Below are 17,397 nucleotides of genomic sequence, written 5' to 3'. Positions count from 1 at the left end.
GGGAACGACTACAGCAGTCCTACAGCCTTCGAGAAGACTTCCAGGCGTATCGGTGTTGATGTGGAGGATTTGCTGTGAGGATGAACAGGCCCATGATTATCGCAGCGGCAGCGCTGTCCGCTGCGTCCCTCGTCGCAGCGTGCAGCAACTCTGCGACCAACCCAGAGACATCGGCATCCCCCGCTCCGACTCAGACCGCAAGTGCAGCTCCAACTGCCGGCCACAATCATGCCGACGTGATGTTCGCCCACCACATGATCCCGCACCACCAACAGGCGGTCGAGATGAGCAATATGATCTTGGAAAAGCAGGGCATCGACCCGCGGGTGGCCGACTTGGCGAGGCAGATCAAGGATGCGCAGAATTCCGAGATCGAACAGATGCGGAGCTGGCTCGACCAGTGGGGTATGCCCGCAGCACGTGGGATGCCCGGGCCAAGAGGCACTGGGGGCAACATGCCACCCGGTCACGGCGGCATGCCTGGCTCTGGCACCGAAACCGGCTCTCCCCCTGCATCGCCCGCACCGAGCCGGCCGATGATGCCGGGTATGGGAGACATGCCCCGGATGGAAGGGATGATGTCGCCGGCAGATATGCAAGCCCTGCAGAACGCTCAGGGTGTTGAGGCCAGCAAGTTGTTCCTCACCCAGATGATCCCGCACCACCAGGGCGCAATTACCATGGCGCAGAACGAAATCGACAACGGTGAGTTCCTCGACACCATCGCGCTAGCCAAGTCGATCGTGAGCAGTCAGCAGAAGGAGATCGATACGATGAACGAGATACTCAAGTCGCTGTAGTGGGCGGCACCGTGTGGATGGCGTTGCGACTACGCATGCTCTGGTGCGCGTTGACTCACGCGCTGACCGTCGGCTCGGCGTGACGTCGGCCGGTGGATCGGCACCGCAACCGTGAAGGTGGTTCCTTTTCCGGGTCCGCCGCTGGTCGCGCTGATGTGGCCGCCATGGGCCTCCGTCAGCGCCTTGGCGATCGCCAGCCCGATCCCCGCACCGCCCCGGTCACGGTCTCGGGCGGTGTCTACGCGGTAGAAACGCTCAAAGAGATGCGGAAGGTGATCGGCGGCGACGCCTTCGCCGTCGTCGGACACGGTGAAAACCACGTCAATGCCAACAGTCCCGACAGCGAGGGTGACGTGGCCGCCCGTCGGGGTGTGGCGCAGCGCGTTGTCGAGCAGATTTCCGATCACCTGGGCCAGGCGCTGACCGTCGCCCCACAGCCGGGGGACGCCATCGGCCCGAACCTTCAGCGCCACACCATTTGCGGCATAGCGTTCGGCGACTGCGGCACTCACCGCGCCGACCAGTTGGCCGGGGTCAACCCATTCCGGTGCGATGGTGGTGCGGGCCTCCTCGGCTTGCGCGAGAGCGGCGGCGTCAGCCGAGAACCGCACCAACCGGCCGGTCTGCTCACGCAGCATCGCGATGGTCCGCGGGTCGAGGGTTTTCACCCCGTCCTCGACGGCCTCCAGGTACGCTTCGAGCACCGCCACCGGGGTGCGGATCTCGTGAGCTAAATCTCCAAATAGCCGGCGCCGGGTCGAATCCACCTCCTGCAGCCGTTGCGCCATCTGGTTGAACGCGGCTGCCAGCCCACTGAATTCGTCGCCCAGTCGCGGTGGTGTCACCCGGGTGTCGTAGCGGCCCTCGGCCACAGTCGTCGCTGCCGCTGATATCTCGGCGACCGAGCGTTGTACGCGCCGGCTCAGATAGACGGTGACCACAAACGCGATTAAGGCCGCCACCGCGATCGCGACGCCTATTGAAATCGCGGTGGCGTGCCGGTACGCCTGTTCGGCGTGGAACTGCTCACTGGAGTCTTGTGACACACCTGCCTGATGGAGATGCTCACGGAACAATGGCGGACCGACCAGTGACGCCACTACCCAGGTCGTGACACCCACGGCAAGCAACACCACTCCCTGCGCCAACAGCAACCGGCGGAGCATCCCGCTGCCCGCCCGCGCTCTCACTGCCCAGTCCCCATCCGGTATCCCACCCCCCGAACGGTGAACACGAACCTGGGGTCGGTGGGGTTGTCACGGAGTTTGCGTCGAAGATGTCCGACGTGGACATCGACGAGATGGCGGTTACCGACCCATGTTTCGCCCCAAACAGCTTCGATGAGCTGCCGCCGGCTCCACACCACGGCGGGGCGTGAGGACAGGACGGCGAGAATGTCGAACTCAGTGCGCGTCAACGCAATCAGCTCGTTGCCCAGATACACTTGCCGACCGGCGACATCGATCGACAATGGACCAAACTTTCGCGGAGCCACCACCTCGGTGCTCATCGGGTCTGGTGGGCCGACGGTGCGAGGACGCCGCAGCATGGCCCGAATCCGTGCGACCAACTCCCGTGGACTGAACGGCTTGGTCACGTAATCATCTGCGCCGACCGAGAGGCCGACGATCGTGTCGACCTCGGTATCGCGGGCGGTCAGCATCACCACATAGGCATCGGAGAAGGTCCGCAACTGGCGACAAACCTCGACACCGTCTATGCCGGGCAGGCCGAGATCCAACACCACCACATCGGGATCTACGTTCCGCGCGGCGTCCAGCGCTTCGAGCCCCGTGTGACGGACCGTTACCTCGAAAAGTTCGCGGGCGAGATAACTCGCCACCACTTCCGCCAGGGGCACCTCGTCGTCGACCACGAGGGCGCGGTAGCCAGGATCCGCGGTGCAGGTCGACGACTGCTCGGCGCTATCCATCACTCCATGGTGCCTTTCAACCGACCGCTTCTGGGCTGTTGACAACATCTTCGCCGAACTATCATCCGTCCTTAGCCACCGAAGTCGGTTATTCGGCTTGGGCGAGGGTGGCTGACGTGACGCCCCGCTCGGCTGCTGCGGCCGTGGCGAGCGTCGAGCGCCTCGCTACGCGGCTTGCCCTGTTCGATCAGCACCGCCAGTGCGGGTTGGGACGCACCGTGCTCCACGGCGCCAGGGTGTCCTGCCGGTAGATGGCGTCGCATGCATCTGTGGCTCGGTCATTATCACTTCCACCTCCTCCGCATGCTCCCGCCGCGGAAGTAGGCACGGGTCTCGCGGTAGACCAACGAAGCGATCAGCACAGGTCACGTTGCGCGGCGCTCAGGATGTCCATCGCTACGCCAGTCGCCACACCCAGGTCCTCCCGAATCATGATGACGACGTCGGGTGCCAGCACACCGGAGTTGGTGGCCGCGCACGCCCGGTGGCCCAGCGAGAGCAGCGGATCGGCTTGCAGGTACGTATAGCGTTCCTGCAAGCCTTCCAGGTATTCGTCTTCTGTCGCGCCGGCGGGAGCGGCAAAAAGTACTGCGAGGACCGCGGTCGCCATCCCAAGATGCATCAACGGAAACATGTGAGCCACCATCGCTAGTGTCAGATTCCAGTCGCCAGACCTCGATGATAGGCGCCGATGCGTTCGCCCGCGGTTACTTCAGCAAACATCCTTGTGCGCGCTGAGCAAGAACCCGGGCATCATCAGCATGCCGTCGGGGCTGCGTTTCACGTTGGACATCTCAACCGTGTCGTCACACATTGGTATGTCGTTGCCGTACAACGTCGCCGGTCGCACCTCGTCGACGATCCAGCGGGTCGCGAGGGTGTCGCGCAGTTCATCGGCAGTAAAACCGTTGGGCCCGGGCCCGTCGTGGCCGAAAGGTCGAACGGCGAAGGCCAGGACGAACAACGCGGCGCCGGGCGCGGCCGCCCGATGAATCGCCTCGACATAACCCTGCCTGCTCTCGACCGGCAACGTATGCAGGCACCCGCTGTCCAGCACGGTGTTGAACCGGCCGTCGTAGCCACCAAAGTCGGTGATGTCGGCTTGGGCGAACGTGGCTGAGGTCAGCCCCCGCTCGGTTGCCGCCGCCGTGGCGGCGGCGACAGCGGTCGGGCTCGCGTCCAGGCCGACGACCCGATAGCCCTGTGCCGCCAACGCCAGTGACAGTTCCGCGTGTCCGCAGCCGGCATCCAGAACCTCGCTGCGCACCTTGCCCTGTTCGATCAGCGCCGCCATTTCGGGCTGGGGCGCGCCGATACTCCACGGCGGCAAGGTGTTCTGTCGATAGACCTCGTCCCAGCCCAGCTGCGGTTCGGTCATTGTCGTCCTCTCCTCACACCCCGCTACGCGTGCGCATGTCCTCCGCATGCTCCTCGCCCCTGAAGTAGGCCCGGGTCTCGCGGTAGACAAAAGGCGACAGGATGACCAAGCCGATCAGGTTGGGCAGCGCCATCAGACCGTTCATGACGTCGGAGAAGGTCCACACCGTCTGCAGAGCCGTGGTTGCGCCGATGTAGATCACGATGATGAACAGGATCCGGTATGGGACCACCGCCTTGCGTCCGAACAGGTACTCCACGCACCGCTCGCCGTAGTAGGACCAGCCGAGCAGGGTCGAGAACGCGAAGAAGATCACGCTGAGCGTGACGATGATGCTCCCCCAGGTGCCGGGTAGACCTTCGGCGAATGCGCGCGCGGTGAAACTGGCGGCCTCGTCGGCGCCCGCTTCCTTCCACACGCCGGTGACGATGATCGTCAGCGCGGTGAAGCTCACCACCACCAGCGTGTCGATGAAAGTCTGCGTCATTGACACGAGCGCTTGCCGGACCGGATGGGTGGTCCGTGCCGCCGCCGCGGCGATGCCTCCGGTCCCCAGCCCGGACTCGTTGGAGAAGATGCCACGCGCGACGCCATACCGAATCGCCGCTGCGACGGCGGCTCCCGCGAAACCTCCGGTGGCCGAGGTGCCCGTGAACGCGTCGGTGAAGATCAGCCCCAAGGCGCCAGGCACCTCGCCGATGTTGAAGGCGAGCAAGGCTGCCGCCCCGAGGATGTAGATGACGATCATCACCGGGACGAACAGGCTGGTCACTCGGCCGATGCTCTTGATGCCACCGAGGATGACCGCGGCCGCCAGCACCACGATGACCGCGCCGGTGATCGGTGCGGCCACACCCCACTCTTCGTTGACGTTGGCCGCGACGGTGTTGGCCTGGGTCATGTTGCCGATGCCGAACGCGGCCAGCGCCCCTGCGACCGCGAAGAACCCGCCGAGGAAGATGCCCAGCGGCCCCTTGATGCCGCGCCGCAGGTAGTGCATCGGACCGCCGGACTGCTCACCGGCGGCGTCGGTGCGGCGGAACTTCACGCCGAGAAAAGCTTCGCTGTACTTGGTCGCCATACCGACCATGCCGGTGAACCACATCCAGAACACCGCCCCGGGTCCGCCGAGCGCGATCGCGGTTGCGACGCCGGCGATGTTGCCGACGCCGACGGTGGCGGCCAGGGCGGTCGACAGCGCCTGGTAGTGCGAGATGTCGCCTTCGGCGCCTAGGTCCTTACGCTTGACGAACGCCAGCCAGAACGCCAACCGGAACCGGCGCACCTGGATCCCGCGCAACAGCACCGTGAGATACAGGCCGGTCAGCAGCAGGAGCGGGATCAACAGCCACGGACCCCAGATGAAGCTGCTGGCATCGCCGAGAAGGTTGTCGAGAGTCGTCATCACACCGCCGCAATCGCATCAGACATCGGACTGGTGAAACGGTAATGCACCGGCGCGACTCGGGCACGCCGTCCGGCCATGGGGTGCGGGTGATTCGCGGTGACGGATGCGGGTATTCCTGTGCATCGATACCCGATGCTGAAGGGGACCCATGACGTCACCAGACTCGAACGACACCGAAGGGCAGCAGGATTCGTCCGGAACGGACGTTCCGCATGCGAACCCCGCATATTCGACTCCGCCGCCTGAGGGACTGCCCGACGCAGAGGATTAGTTGCAATGCAGCGATTTGTGGTGCCGCACCCGCGCCAGCCGCGGCTAACGCTCCACAAATCGCTGATCTCGGCCGAAATAGAGCTCCTGGGTTGCAATGCACACGAGTTGACCCGCCCGGTTGTACATCGTGGACGTGGTCAGACCACGACCGGCAATACCGCTGGCCGAGAACTGGTCCGAAAGCACCCAATCCGACAAGTCCACCGGCCGGTGAAACCACAGCGCGTGGTCGATCAGCGCGTTGAACGTGCCGATCGGGGTGGCGCGCCGCATCACGAGGGCAGCCTCGAGCATCGTGGTGCCCGACAGATACGTCAGCAGGCAACTGTGCAGAATCTCGTCGACGGGAACAGGTTCGGCGGGGCGCCACCACATGCGCAGCCGCGGAGACGGTTCGGGCAACTCGAGCGCAAGGCGCGGCGGCGCGTCGACGTAGCGCAGCTCGAACGGCTGCGGGCGCACCCAGTGGCCACTGAATTCGTCTGCGTAGCTTGACAACTGCTCCTGCACCGGAGCCAGTCGATCCGGGTCGCTTACCGCCGGCATCGGTACCTGGTAGTCCAGCGAGTTGACCGGTTCGCTCAGCGAGACCAATGCTTCGAGCAGGATGTGGCCGTCCTGCGTGGCGGTCACCTGCCGCGTGGACAGGGTGCCGCCGTCACGCGCGGGATCCACGCGCAGTTCGACGGGGTGGCGGGCATCGCCCGCGCGTACGTAGTAGACGTGCACGCTGTGCGGAACGCGCCCGGGCGCGGTCCGGCTGGCCGCCATCAACGCCTGGCCCGCGATATGGCCGCCGACGATGTGGTGCGCGGGGTTGTCGAGTTGGGTGGCGAGAAACAGGTGGTCCTCGCGGCGCTCCACCTCGAGGGTGGCGATGATCTCGGCCAACGACGGCGAACGGTAGGTCACCGTGGCATCATGCCGCAGCCGAACTGCGCGGGATCTGTCGAGCCGGTCCCGGTCTGCGCCTATACTCACCTATACAGGAACCAATCTATAGGTGAATCTAGGTGATCGTCGCTCATGGAGGGCAGCGTCTACACGCCGGGAGCCGGCCATTCCCCCCGTGTTCTGGCCGGACGCGACGCCTTGCTGCAGGACTTCGAGCTCATGCTCAACGATGTGTCGGTCCAGGGCCGTGTCCGAGCGCAGGACATCATCTTGGCCGGTCCCCGGGGCGTCGGCAAGACCGTCACTGTGACGGCCTATGGCACGCTGGCCTCCAGCACCGGCTACGAAGTCGTGAACCTTCAGGCCGTCGCCGGGCAGGCAGGGCTCGTCGATTCGCTCCTGCATAGGGCAACCGGCAAGCTGCAAGCTGGCGCCGGTCCCTGGCAGCGGGCAAAGAAGGCGTTCGATCGGCTTGCCGGCGTCAACGTTGGCGCGGCAGGTTTCACTGCCGGGTTCACCACCCGTTCGCCAGAAGAAGGCCGATTGCCGCCTACCGATGCCGGCACGCTGGCGGAGGCATTGCTGACCGTCGCCGCCGAAGTCCGCAAGGACCGGCCCAATGGCGGGCTGCTCATCACACTGGACGAGCTGCAGGTTGCCTCGCCCGCCGATCTGGCACTGCTCGCAGCCACACTGCACCGGCTCAACGTCGATCACCCCGAAGCCGCTGTCGTCTTCACCGGGACCGGGCTCCCGCACACGCCGGAGGCGCTTCGAAAGGCCGGCGTCACCCACCCGGACCGCCTGTTCATGTTGGAGCCGCTACCGCTCACCCTCAAGGCCGAGGACGCCGCGTACGCCATCGTGGAACCCGCGCGTCGCGTCGGCATCAGCTGGCAACCCGAGGCGGTCGAACGCATCGTGACGGCCAGCAACGGCTATCCGGCGCACCTGCAGCTCTTCGCCCACGCGACGTGGACAGTCGCGCCCGGGCCCAGCATCGTCACACTCGACGACGTCGAAATGGCATTGCCAAGAGCGGCTGCTCACTTGGAGCAACGCAGCCTCGGTCCCCGCTGGGATCGCATGCCGGACCGGCAAATGGAGTTCCTTGCCGCCCTAGCCCTGTGCGGGGGTCGCGCCACCACCGCACAGCTCGCGCGCATCCTCGGCCGGACCAGCCAGGAACTTTCCTGGATACGCCAGGCTCTCATCGAAGAAGGTGACGTATTCGCGCCAAAACGAGGTCAACTATGTCTGACTGTGCCTCTGATGGCCCCGTTTGTGCTGGCCCGCTACGAACAGGCGCGCCGCGACACCGGAGACGACGACGTCATCCTCAGCCTGGAATCCATGCGGGATAACGGCGGCATCGGCACGCCAGTATTGGACTCCGATCGCCGATCGTGACACGAACATGCCCTGAGGTCAGGGCATCAACGGGCTCCTTCGCGCGATCGCCGAGTGCGACCGCCCCGGACGGGGTACCCCGTCACCCGTGACGGACACGGAGCCCCGCGGGGATGAACCCGACGACAACGCCGCCGGAGCGGGCGGCCGGGACGCGGTGGTCATCTTCGCGCCCCTTCCTGTTCTCACCGTGACCATCGAGGACCGCTCCGGGGAAGCCGACATCCACGTCCACGCCGGGGGCCAGGGGGTGTGGCAGTCGCGGATGATGTCCTCGCTGGGCGTTCCGGTGGTGCTGTGTTCGGCCCTCGGCGGGGAGACCGGCGACGTGCTCAGCCACCTGCTGCCCATGCGCGACATCACGGTGCAGACGGTGCCGGTCAGCGCGCGCAACGGAGCGTATGTGCACGACCGGCGTACGGGCAAAAGGGAAGTCATCGCCGAAGCGGCCGGCAGCCCCCTTGACCGACACGAGCTCGACTCGCTCTACGAGCTCACCCTGACCGAGGGCCTGACCCACGGCCGGGTCCTGTTGTCCGGACCACAGGGCGACCGGGTGGTGCCCGCCGACCTCTACCGGCGCCTGTCCACCGATCTGAGCGCCAACGGCTGCAAGGTGGCCGCCGACCTCGCCGGCGAGCGGCTCGAGGCGGTGCTGGCCGGCGAACCGGACCTCGTCAAGGTCAGCCACGAGGAGCTGCTCGAGGACGGCCGGGCCAAGTCCGACAAGCCTGCCGACCTGGTCAATGCCATGCGCGCGATGCGCGACGAAGGCGCGTGCGCCGTCGTCGTGTCGCGATCCGGCGACGCTCCGGCCCTGGCCCTGCTCGATGACGACGACGTCGTCGAGGTCGTGATGCCGACGTTGGAGCCGGCCGATTCCGCCGGCGCCGGGGACTCGATGACCGCGGGCATTGTTGCCGCGCTGGCCAGCGGTCAACCGCTGCGCCGGGCGTTGCAGATCGGTGCGGCCTGCGGGGCGCTCAACGTCGTGCGGCACGGGCTGGGCACGGGCGGCGGGCAGGCCGTCGAAACGCTTGCCGAACGGGTCGAGCTGCGGCCATGGAAGTAAAGGAGTACGAGGGGTGCCACGCGCGCTGGTGACCAACGACGACGGGATCGACTCCCCCGGTCTGCACGCGCTGGTGGGGGCGGCGCAGAAGGCGGGGCTGGACGTGATCGTGGCCGCGCCGGCCGAGCAGGCCAGCGGTGCGAGCGCGGCGCTGACGGCGGTGCGCCGCGACGACCGCACGGTTGTCGAACCGCGTGAGCTGCCCGGTTTCGACGGCGTCGAGGCATGGGCGGTGCACGCCCAGCCCGGGCACATCGTCGCCGCAGCGCTCAACGGCTGGTTCGACCCGCGCCCGGAGCTGGTGCTGTCCGGAATCAACCACGGCGCCAACGTCGGACGGGCCATCCTGCACTCCGGCACCGTCGGCGCGGCGCTCACCGCGAAGATCAGCGACACCCGCGCGCTGGCGGTGTCGCTGGACGTCGCGCTGCACCCGACCGGTGAGCGGCACTGGGCCACCGCCGCCGGCCTGCTGGCACCGGTGCTCGATCTGTTGCTCGACGCGCCCGACGGCACGGTGCTCTCGCTGAACGTCCCCGATCGACCCGCTGACCTGGTGGGCGCGATCCGCTATGCGCGGCTGGCTCGCGGCGGCGCGGTGCAGACCCGCGTCGAGGAGGTCCGTGGCGGTGACGTGCGCCTCGCGGAGGTCGAGGTGTCCGATAAGCCGGAGGAGGGCACCGACAGCGCGCTGCTAGACGCCGGGCACCCGACGCTCACCGAACTGCGCTCCGTCGAGGCCGACGACGGCGATATCGTGCGGCGATGGTTGACGTCGCGGACTCAGGAACCCGGCTTGAGCGCCGCGTCGAAGAACGCCAACTCCAGCCGCATCGCCCGCCCGTAAGCCACGCGCGCGGCATCGACGTCGTTCGCGTGCTGGTCGAGCAGCCGCTCCAGCAGCGCCGCCACCTCCTCGAAGTCGGGATCGGCGTAGGTCTGCACCCACTGCGCGTACGGCCCGGCGGTGCCGGCGTCCAGCGTGGTGCCGATGTGGGCGTAGAGCCGCATGCACGGGGTCATCGCCGCGCACACCACGCCGATATCACTGGTGGCCGCGGTGGCCAGGAGGAACTCGGTGTAGGCCAGCGTCGCCGGGGCAGGCTCGACACCGGCCATCTCGATACCCCAGGACGCCGCATAGGACGCGTGCAACCCGAGTTCCTCACGCACGCCGGCGAGCAGATCGGCGAACGTCAGCAGCGTAGCCGTGTCCGAACTGCGAGCGAGGGCCAAACCGTAAGCGCGGGCGAAGGATTCGAGAAAGAACGCGTCCTGGGCGATGTAGCCGGCGAACAGGTTGCGGTCCAGCGAGCCGTCGCCGATACCGCGCACGAACGGGTTGGCCAGCACCTCGGCCACCACGTCGTCGTTCTCCGTCCACAATTGAGCTGCCAACATGCCCCGGACTCTAGCCCGGTGGCGCCAGCGGTGGGTCTAGGCCGTGATCCGCATTTCGCTACCCGGGTGGTAGCGCTTGACCCGGCGCAGGGTGTTTCGGTCGGTGTGGTGCATCTCCCCGCCGATGGCGGCAAGTCGCAGCACCAGATCCGAGGTGTAGCTGAACGTGTCGTCGTCGTCGAACGTGAAACTGCTGGTGAAGCCGGTGATCTCGGCGCGATCGAGTAGATAGCGGTTCTGCAGGATGCCGTAGCAGGGGTCACCGGGTGTGGCGTTGAAATGCAGCATGCGGTCGCCGACGGCGGCGTCGCCGCCGGCCAGGATTGCGATGCCCCGGCCGAAGACCACATTGCGAATCACCTGACCGTTGGCCTTGTCCCAGAGCAGGAAGCCGATCTCGTCGTGGAAGGGGTCCATGGCCTCTTCCCCGTGGCGCCAGGCCGTCATCGAGTAGTTGAGGCCCCAGAGCACCTGTTGGCCGTTCTCCTGAACCGGGATGGGCTTGAAAACGGCCCGCTCGAAATAGGTTGTCTCGCCGGTTTCGTCGTCGTGGTTGTGGTAGCTCAGATCGACACCGGCGTCGCCCTCCCACTCGCCGACCAGCGGCGTCAGCGGCCCAAGCTTCTGCGGGCCCCGGACAGCGGTGCGTTCGAGTGTTTGCGCGTTCATCTGCAATGCTCCATTCAATTGGCGGTTTCAGTTGAAACAGTTCGGCATTCCGGGCACCGGCCCCAGAAGGTCACCTCGGCCTCGTCGATGCAGAAGCTCTGGTCGTCGCTGGCCTGCAGACACGGCACTTCGCCTGTTGCGCAGGCGATGTCGACGATCGCTGCGCAGCTTCGGCAAACCAGGTGGTGATGGTTGTCGCCGGTCTCGACCTCGAAGAGCGTCCGCGAGCCCGCCGGCTCCACCCGCCGCAATATCCCCACCTTGGTCAGGGCATGTACCACGTCGTAGATCGCCTGGGTCGACACCTTGCCCAGCCGCTGCCGGACGCCGACGGTGATCGTCTCGACGTCGGCGTGCGGGTTGTTCGCCAGTTCGGCGAGCACCGCTAGGCGCGGCCGGGTCACTCGGAGGCCGGCGGCGCGGAGTTTGTCCTCGGCGCTTCGCATCTGATCCTCGATTCTGGAGTTCGTCAAGATTAACCTGAGCTATTGTCTTGCGCAAGACAAGTCTTGTGTGTTGCAAGAACGTGTGATGATGCGGGTATGTGTCAGTACGGGATCCGCGGATCTTCGGGTGCGTCCAGCACGTCATGCAGCCGCTCCAACGCGGCGATGCACTGGGCTCGCTCGTCGGGACTGAGCCGATCCAACGCCTTCTTGAGCTCACGGCGCCGCCGTGTCTCCACCTTCTTCACCAACCGACGGCCCTCATCGGTGAGGGCGAGTACGACGGCGCTGCGGTTGGCGGCGTCGGGACGGCGCACCAGGTGACCCGACGCGTCGAGCCGATCGACCAAACGGGTGATCGATGAACCACCGACGCCGAGCACCTGGGCACATCGGGTGGCTCCCGCCTCACCGAGGTCGTCGAGCACCCGCAGCAGCCGAAATTGTGGCAGTGAGACTTCCAGGTCTTCGACACTGCGCAGGGCCACCCCGACGAGATCGCTGGTGGCAAGCTGAACGGCCGCTAACTCGCGCACCGTCGAATCCGTCGGCTTCTTGCTCACCACGTCGCGAGTATCGCACGCACGATGCGGCCGAACTCGGCGTGCTCAACGGGCTCCGGTATCCGCGCCGGCGGCCTCGTCCTCCACCCGCAGGTCGATCTGCTCACTGAGGTAGCGGATGATGACCGCCAGCATCGCGGTCGTCGGAACGGCGAGGAACGCGCCGACGATCCCGAACAACGCACCGCCGGCGGTCACCGCCAGCAGGATCACCGCGGCGTGCAACTTCATGACGCGGCTCTGCAGAAAAGGCTGCAGCACATTGCCTTCGATCTGCTGCACCGCGATGATGACGGCGAGCACCAGCAACGCATTGACAAAACCGTTGGCCACCAACGCAATCAGCACGGCGAGCGCCCCGGCCACGAAAGCGCCGACAAACGGCACGAACGCTCCGATGAAGGTCAGCACCGCCAGCGCCGGAGCCAGGGGCACACCGAGAATCAGCAGCCCCGCGCCGATGAACACCGCGTCGATCAACGCCACCCCGGCCTGTGCGCGGATGAAGCCGCCGAGGTTGTCCCACATCCGGGTGAGCACCGCGTCGAGGTGTCGCCCCGCGCGACGACCGGTGAGCCCGGTCAGCCAGGGCACGAACTTGCGACCGTCTTTGAGGACGAAGAACGACAGCACGACGGTCAGGACCAGGGTCACCAGGACGCTGCCGACCGTGCTCACACCGCTGACAACCCCTGTCGCGATCGCCGAGGAGGATTCCCGCATCGCGTTCACCAGTGATTCGACGAAGCGGTCCAACTGTTCCTGCTGCAAGTTGATCGGCGGGCCTGCGATCCACTCCTGCAGCCTGTCGATGCCCGCGGTCGCCTGGTCGACCAGTGCCGGCATCTGGTCCAGCAGCGGAGGAACGATCAGCGCAATGAGGCCCGACGCGATCGCCAGGAACAGCACGAGCGTGGTCAGCGCCGCGGCCGCCGGCGGCATACCGACACGGTCCACCAGGACCCGCGCCGGCGGCCACAGCACGGTACAGAGCACGACCGCCAGTAGCACCGGCAGGAAGATCACCCACAGCTTGGCTGCCACCCAGCCGAGTACCACCGCACCAGCGGCGATCGCCACGATGACCACCGACCACTTCGCCGCCGACAGCGCGCCGCTCGCGAGCAGCGTTCCGCGATCCGGCCTGGGCGCGGAGTCGTCGGAGCTGGGTTGACCCACGCGCGTCACTTACCCCGACGCCTCGGATCGAAAACGGCAGGAACGTGGCCTGACTAGACCGTGAACCCGCCGTCGACGTTCCAGTTGGCGCCGGTCACGTACCCCGATTCCGGGCCCGCCAGAAAGCTCACGATGGCAGCGACGTCGCTGACATGCCCGTAGCGGCCGAGCGGCATCAACTTCTTGGCTCCCTCGGAGAAGTCACTGCCGTTGTCGGGATTGGCATCGGTGTCGATGGGGCCCGGCTGCACGTTGTTGACGGTGATGCCGCGTGTGCCGAGATCGCGTGCCAGGCCGCGGGTGAACGAGGCGACCGCGCCTTTGGTCATGCCGTACACCGAAAACCCCGGCAGCGGAATCTGATCGGCGTTTATGCTGCCGATGTTGATGATCCGCGCGCCCTTGCCGAGATGTTTCACCGCGGCGCGGACCGCCCAGAACATTCCGCCGATGTTGACCGCCACCAGACGGTCGAACTCCTCGCCCGGAAACTCGTCGATCGGTGCCATATGGGCGACGGCGGCGTTGTTCACCAGCACGTCCAGCCCACCGAGTTCGGCGACGGTCTGCTCGACGGCGGCGGTGACCTGCGCGGGATCGGCGGCGTCCGCCTGGATCGCGACGGCGCGGCCGCCGTGTTCGGCGACTTCGGCGACGAGTTTCTCGGCTTCGGTCGCTGAGGCCGAGTACGTGAAGGCGACCGCGGCGCCGTCAGCTGTCAGTCGCCGTACTGTCTCCGCGCCTATCCCGCGGGAACCTCCAGTGACCAACGCGCGCCGACCGGTCAGGGGTGCTGTGCTCATTTCGGGGCCTTCCTCAGAGTTACGAACCGATATGTTCCTTAGTACGCTCAGGTCAAGACATTAGGTTGCGGGGATATTCCCGGTTTTCGGGATCGCAGAGAGGAGGCTGGGCCATGGCGGTGGGACGGCCGCGGGAGTTCGACCCCGATGCGGTGGTGGACGCGGCGATGAAGCTGTTTTGGGCGCGCGGCTTCGACGGCGTCTCGATCTCCGACGTCACCGCCGCAACGGGGGTCAACCGCCGCGGCATCTACACCGAGTTCGGGTCCAAGAAACAGTTGTACGCGCGGGCCGTCGAGCGCTACCACACCGGACCCGGAGGTTATCTGGTTGAGGCGCTCACCCTGCCGACCGCGCGCGGTGTCGCCGAGGCGGCGGTGCACGGCGCCGCCGACACCGTCAGCACCGGACCGCGCGGATGCCTCACGGTCGACGACGGCCCGGGGCTGGCCGAAATGCGCGAGGACACCGTGCAATTGATCGCCCAACGGTTCGACGAGGCGGTCGCGGACGGCGAACTGTACGGTGTCGACACCATGGTGTTGGCGCGCTGGCTGGCCGCGGTGTGCCAGGGCATCGCCGTCCAGGCGCGAAGCGGGGCGAGCCGCGCGGATCTGCACGCCCTGGCCGAACGGGCACTGGCGGGCTGGCCCAGCTAGTTTGCGGCGTTGGCCTTGAGCGTCACCAGCGCGTCGGTGCTGAGCCGGGCCAGCTCCTGGGCTTCGGCGACGTCGTAAGCGGCGTCGAACAACTCGGTCATCCGCCGGTTGGTCAGGTTTTCGACCTCGTCGTAGCGGTCCTTCTTATCGGCGCCGTCGGCATACGGTTCGGGCCACCCGAACATCGCGGCGTACTGAGCGCCCTTGTTGAGCATGTGCGCCTCGATCGGGGCGATACCGGAGATGGTGAGCGCGTTGAAGTGCACCCCGGCCCGCAGCTCCCGCAGCACGAACATCACCTGCAACGCGCGTGCCGGGGCGTCGTCGGCCAACGGCATCGCGCGCCATCCGGCATACAGCGGCAGCCCGGCGGCCGGCGTCGAGGCGATCAGCTTCTCCCCCAGTTCGGCGACGCGCTGCAGACCCGTCGCACCGGTGAGGTACTTGCGCGCGAACTCGGCGGCCTGTTCCCAATAGCGTTGCGCCGCACCGGCGGCGCCGTCGACCGCCCGGCCCTCGTCCCACAGCGCCGCCAAACCGGTGGGTTCGAACACGGCGAACACCGCCGCGACCGTGGCGCCGGTGGTCTCACCCAGCACACCACCGCGGCCGGCGACGTATCCGGCGAACGGGTTCGCGTAGCCGGCGGCAGCGCTCTCGCCGAACGTCTCCGGATGCAACATGAAAACCGCGACCGCTTGCTCCATCGCGGTTCCGGTTTCGGCGGCGGCGTCAAACATGTCGGTGGTGCGCATGGCGAATCCTTCCTCTTCCGTCATCGCGGGTGGTCCGATGGACGAGACTAAAGCGTGTCGAACAACTCTGGTGTTCGGCGCCGCCCTTCTCGGGCGTCCGTTGGTTCAGGCCGCGGGTGCGGTGTGAACGTCGGTTCCCGCGTCATTCGGGCTGGTTTCACCAACACGAGGGTGTTGGTCAGCGCCGTCCCGTCGGCGGACATTGGTGGCCCGGCCTCCTGCTTGGGGGTCCGGGGATCGATAAGGGTCGTGAAGGGCCTGGCCCCAACGGGCCAGATTGGTCGCCGCGTTGGTGTCTCTGTCGGCGGTATGCCCGCAACCGCAGGTGAACACCCGATCGGCCAGTGTCATCGCCCTGTCGACTACCCCGCATTGGGGGCACAGGCGCGTCGAGGGGTACCAGCGGTCGGCTTGGACGAGCTGCCCGCCGCGCCAGGCCTGCTTGTAGCGCAGCATCCGGGCGAACTCTGACCAGCCGGCATCGGAAATGGCGCGAGCCAACCGATGATTACGCAGCATTCCCGCCACGTTGAGGTTCTCGATGACGAGCCGGTCGTGGGTCTTGACCAGCTCGCCGGATACCTGATGCAGAAAATGGCGGCGCACATTGGCGACACGATGGTGATGCCGACCCAGCCGGGCCGCGGCATCCTTGCGGTTATGTGATCCTTTCCTCTTACGCGACAACGACCTCGCCAACCGCCGTTGCTGTTGCATGCCGGCGGCTAACGCTTTGGGCGCGTCGCTGATGCGGGCGACCTCGGTGCCCTCGGCGGTGGCGGCGACCAGAAACGCCGACAGGCCGCGGTCCACGCCCACCCAGCCGCCACCATCGTCAGGGCGGGTCGGATGTTGGTGGTCGGGGTGCAGGTCAGCGGCCTGCACGTTCAGCGAGATCCACCACCGGCCGCCGTGGTGGCTGATGGTGGCGAACAGGATTTTCGCCCGGCACTTGGCGAGCATGCGGCGCAACCGGCGGGTGTCGTCATGCACCCCGACCAATCCGATGCCAGGCAGCGTGACTGAGCGTGGGCGATTATTGTCGCCGATGCGGATGGCCGGCGGTTTGCCTTGCCGATGTTTATTGCGTAGCCGAAACGATGGGATGCCCCCATTCTTCTTCTTGAAGCGCGGGAACCCGACCCGCTTGCCTTTACGCTTTCCCGATCGCGAATCAGACCACGCTTTCAGGCCTTTACCGAGGTCGACGGCGGCTTCCTCGAACACCTGCTGGCACACCGCACGCCGCCAGGGCAGTCCGGTCACCAGCAGCGCGGCCTCACCGTGGGCATCGACGGTGAAGACCCGCCCGGCGTCCTCGGTTTTCTTCCACGCGTTGAACGCATTGATCAGATCAAACCCCGTCCACGGCACCTCAACACCAGCATCGGTCTTGCGCCCGGTGAGCGCGGATTTCACGATCACAAGGCACTGGTTGAACGCGAACCGCGACGCCCCGGCATGCCGTGCCAGCACCTCGTACTGCTCGACCGTGGGGTCCAGACAGAAGCGGAATGTGGTGTGCCGACTCATCACCCGTCAACGTTCCACAGCCCACCGACAAATCCCTGGCCCGTCGGAACGCACCAGGGACTGGATCAACCACTGCCGCCGAATCGATCGTCAGTATGAAAACCACCCTGCAAGCACACGAACGCTTCGTCCAGCACAGCCAAATTGCTACCGGTCAGCAGGCTCGACCGCAGCCGGTTGTTCGACACGCTCTAGGCGTGTTCCGGACATGAAAAAACCCG

19 protein-coding genes are annotated in these 17,397 nt (G+C 66.5%); 5 read left to right on the top strand and 14 right to left on the bottom strand.

Going from position 1 to position 17,397, the window contains the following annotated elements; all coding sequences use genetic code 11:
- Positions 1–80 precede the first annotated feature (80 nt).
- The gene (locus ABQF13_RS04895; RefSeq protein WP_448391607.1) at positions 81–800 is read left to right on the top strand and encodes a DUF305 domain-containing protein; all 720 of its coding nucleotides are present in this window, start codon (positions 81–83) and stop codon (positions 798–800) included.
- 29 nt (positions 801–829) lie between these two features.
- On the opposite strand, the gene ABQF13_RS04890 is transcribed toward ABQF13_RS04895, so the two are convergent.
- The 6 genes from ABQF13_RS04890 to ABQF13_RS04865 form a co-directional block, all read right to left on the bottom strand.
- A complete protein-coding gene (locus ABQF13_RS04890) occupies positions 830–1,966 on the bottom strand; it encodes a sensor histidine kinase (protein WP_448392009.1) in 1,137 nt (378 codons plus the stop codon).
- 20 nt (positions 1,967–1,986) lie between these two features.
- Positions 1,987–2,733 (bottom strand): response regulator, encoded by a 747-nt coding sequence (locus tag ABQF13_RS04885; protein ID WP_448391606.1) that lies wholly within the window; start codon positions 2,731–2,733, stop codon positions 1,987–1,989.
- A gap of 355 nt (positions 2,734–3,088) precedes the next feature.
- Positions 3,089–3,355, bottom strand: coding sequence for a DUF732 domain-containing protein (locus tag ABQF13_RS04880; protein WP_448391605.1), 267 nt, complete (start codon positions 3,353–3,355; stop codon positions 3,089–3,091).
- A gap of 90 nt (positions 3,356–3,445) precedes the next feature.
- Positions 3,446–4,111, bottom strand: coding sequence for a class I SAM-dependent methyltransferase (locus tag ABQF13_RS04875; protein ID WP_448391604.1), 666 nt, complete (start codon positions 4,109–4,111; stop codon positions 3,446–3,448).
- 13 nt (positions 4,112–4,124) lie between these two features.
- Positions 4,125–5,516 carry an alanine/glycine:cation symporter family protein gene (locus ABQF13_RS04870; protein WP_448391603.1) on the bottom strand — a complete coding sequence of 464 codons (1,392 nt, stop codon included), beginning with the start codon at positions 5,514–5,516 and terminating at the stop codon, positions 4,125–4,127.
- A gap of 318 nt (positions 5,517–5,834) precedes the next feature.
- Positions 5,835–6,704 carry an acyl-CoA thioesterase gene (locus tag ABQF13_RS04865; RefSeq protein WP_448391602.1) on the bottom strand — a complete coding sequence of 290 codons (870 nt, stop codon included), beginning with the start codon at positions 6,702–6,704 and terminating at the stop codon, positions 5,835–5,837.
- A 114-nt stretch (positions 6,705–6,818) separates the two neighbouring features.
- On the opposite strand from ABQF13_RS04865, the gene ABQF13_RS04860 reads away from it, so the two are divergent.
- The 3 genes from ABQF13_RS04860 (at position 6,819) to surE (ending at position 10,015) form a co-directional block, all read left to right on the top strand.
- Positions 6,819–8,096, top strand: coding sequence for a DUF8462 domain-containing protein (locus ABQF13_RS04860; RefSeq protein WP_448391601.1), 1,278 nt, complete (start codon positions 6,819–6,821; stop codon positions 8,094–8,096).
- A gap of 88 nt (positions 8,097–8,184) precedes the next feature.
- Positions 8,185–9,168: a 1-phosphofructokinase family hexose kinase gene (locus ABQF13_RS04855; RefSeq protein WP_448391600.1), complete on the top strand. Its 984-nt coding sequence runs from the start codon at positions 8,185–8,187 to the stop codon at positions 9,166–9,168.
- A gap of 13 nt (positions 9,169–9,181) precedes the next feature.
- Positions 9,182–10,015, top strand: a complete 834-nt coding sequence (gene surE / locus ABQF13_RS04850) for a 5'/3'-nucleotidase SurE (protein ID WP_448391599.1) — start codon at positions 9,182–9,184, stop codon at positions 10,013–10,015.
- Here the strand turns inward: surE and ABQF13_RS04845 are convergent.
- From ABQF13_RS04845 to ABQF13_RS04820, 6 genes are all read right to left on the bottom strand, one after another.
- On the bottom strand, positions 9,952–10,569 hold the full coding sequence (locus ABQF13_RS04845; protein ID WP_448391598.1) for a TenA family protein: 618 nt from the start codon (positions 10,567–10,569) through the stop codon (positions 9,952–9,954). The two genes, surE and ABQF13_RS04845, sit on opposite strands and share 64 nt — an antisense overlap.
- Positions 10,570–10,605: 36 nt before the next feature.
- Positions 10,606–11,238, bottom strand: a complete 633-nt coding sequence (locus tag ABQF13_RS04840; RefSeq protein ID WP_448391597.1) for a heme-binding beta-barrel domain-containing protein — start codon at positions 11,236–11,238, stop codon at positions 10,606–10,608.
- A 14-nt stretch (positions 11,239–11,252) separates the two neighbouring features.
- Complete coding sequence (locus tag ABQF13_RS04835; RefSeq protein ID WP_448392008.1) at positions 11,253–11,684, bottom strand: Fur family transcriptional regulator; 432 nt, start codon at positions 11,682–11,684, stop codon at positions 11,253–11,255.
- Positions 11,685–11,785: 101 nt separating this feature from the next.
- Complete coding sequence (locus ABQF13_RS04830; RefSeq protein ID WP_448391596.1) at positions 11,786–12,250, bottom strand: MarR family winged helix-turn-helix transcriptional regulator; 465 nt, start codon at positions 12,248–12,250, stop codon at positions 11,786–11,788.
- A gap of 42 nt (positions 12,251–12,292) precedes the next feature.
- Positions 12,293–13,435 (bottom strand): AI-2E family transporter, encoded by a 1,143-nt coding sequence (locus ABQF13_RS04825; RefSeq protein WP_448391595.1) that lies wholly within the window; start codon positions 13,433–13,435, stop codon positions 12,293–12,295.
- A 44-nt stretch (positions 13,436–13,479) separates the two neighbouring features.
- Positions 13,480–14,229 (bottom strand): 3-oxoacyl-ACP reductase family protein, encoded by a 750-nt coding sequence (locus ABQF13_RS04820; protein ID WP_448391594.1) that lies wholly within the window; start codon positions 14,227–14,229, stop codon positions 13,480–13,482.
- Between the two features lie 113 nt (positions 14,230–14,342).
- Between ABQF13_RS04820 and ABQF13_RS04815 the strand changes: the two genes are divergently transcribed.
- Positions 14,343–14,888, top strand: a complete 546-nt coding sequence (locus ABQF13_RS04815) for a TetR/AcrR family transcriptional regulator (protein ID WP_448391593.1) — start codon at positions 14,343–14,345, stop codon at positions 14,886–14,888.
- On the opposite strand, the gene ABQF13_RS04810 is transcribed toward ABQF13_RS04815, so the two are convergent.
- Entirely contained in the window at positions 14,885–15,643 is a 759-nt protein-coding gene (locus tag ABQF13_RS04810) for an SCO6745 family protein (protein ID WP_448391592.1), read from the bottom strand. The genes ABQF13_RS04815 and ABQF13_RS04810 overlap by 4 nt on opposite strands.
- Before the next feature lie 105 nt (positions 15,644–15,748).
- Positions 15,749–17,176 carry an RNA-guided endonuclease InsQ/TnpB family protein gene (locus ABQF13_RS04805; RefSeq protein WP_448391591.1) on the bottom strand — a complete coding sequence of 476 codons (1,428 nt, stop codon included), beginning with the start codon at positions 17,174–17,176 and terminating at the stop codon, positions 15,749–15,751.
- Between the last annotated feature and the right edge of the window lie 221 nt (positions 17,177–17,397).

Source organism: Mycolicibacterium sp. XJ879, assembly GCF_053483935.1.
This window is presented reverse-complemented; position numbering and strand designations above follow the sequence as displayed.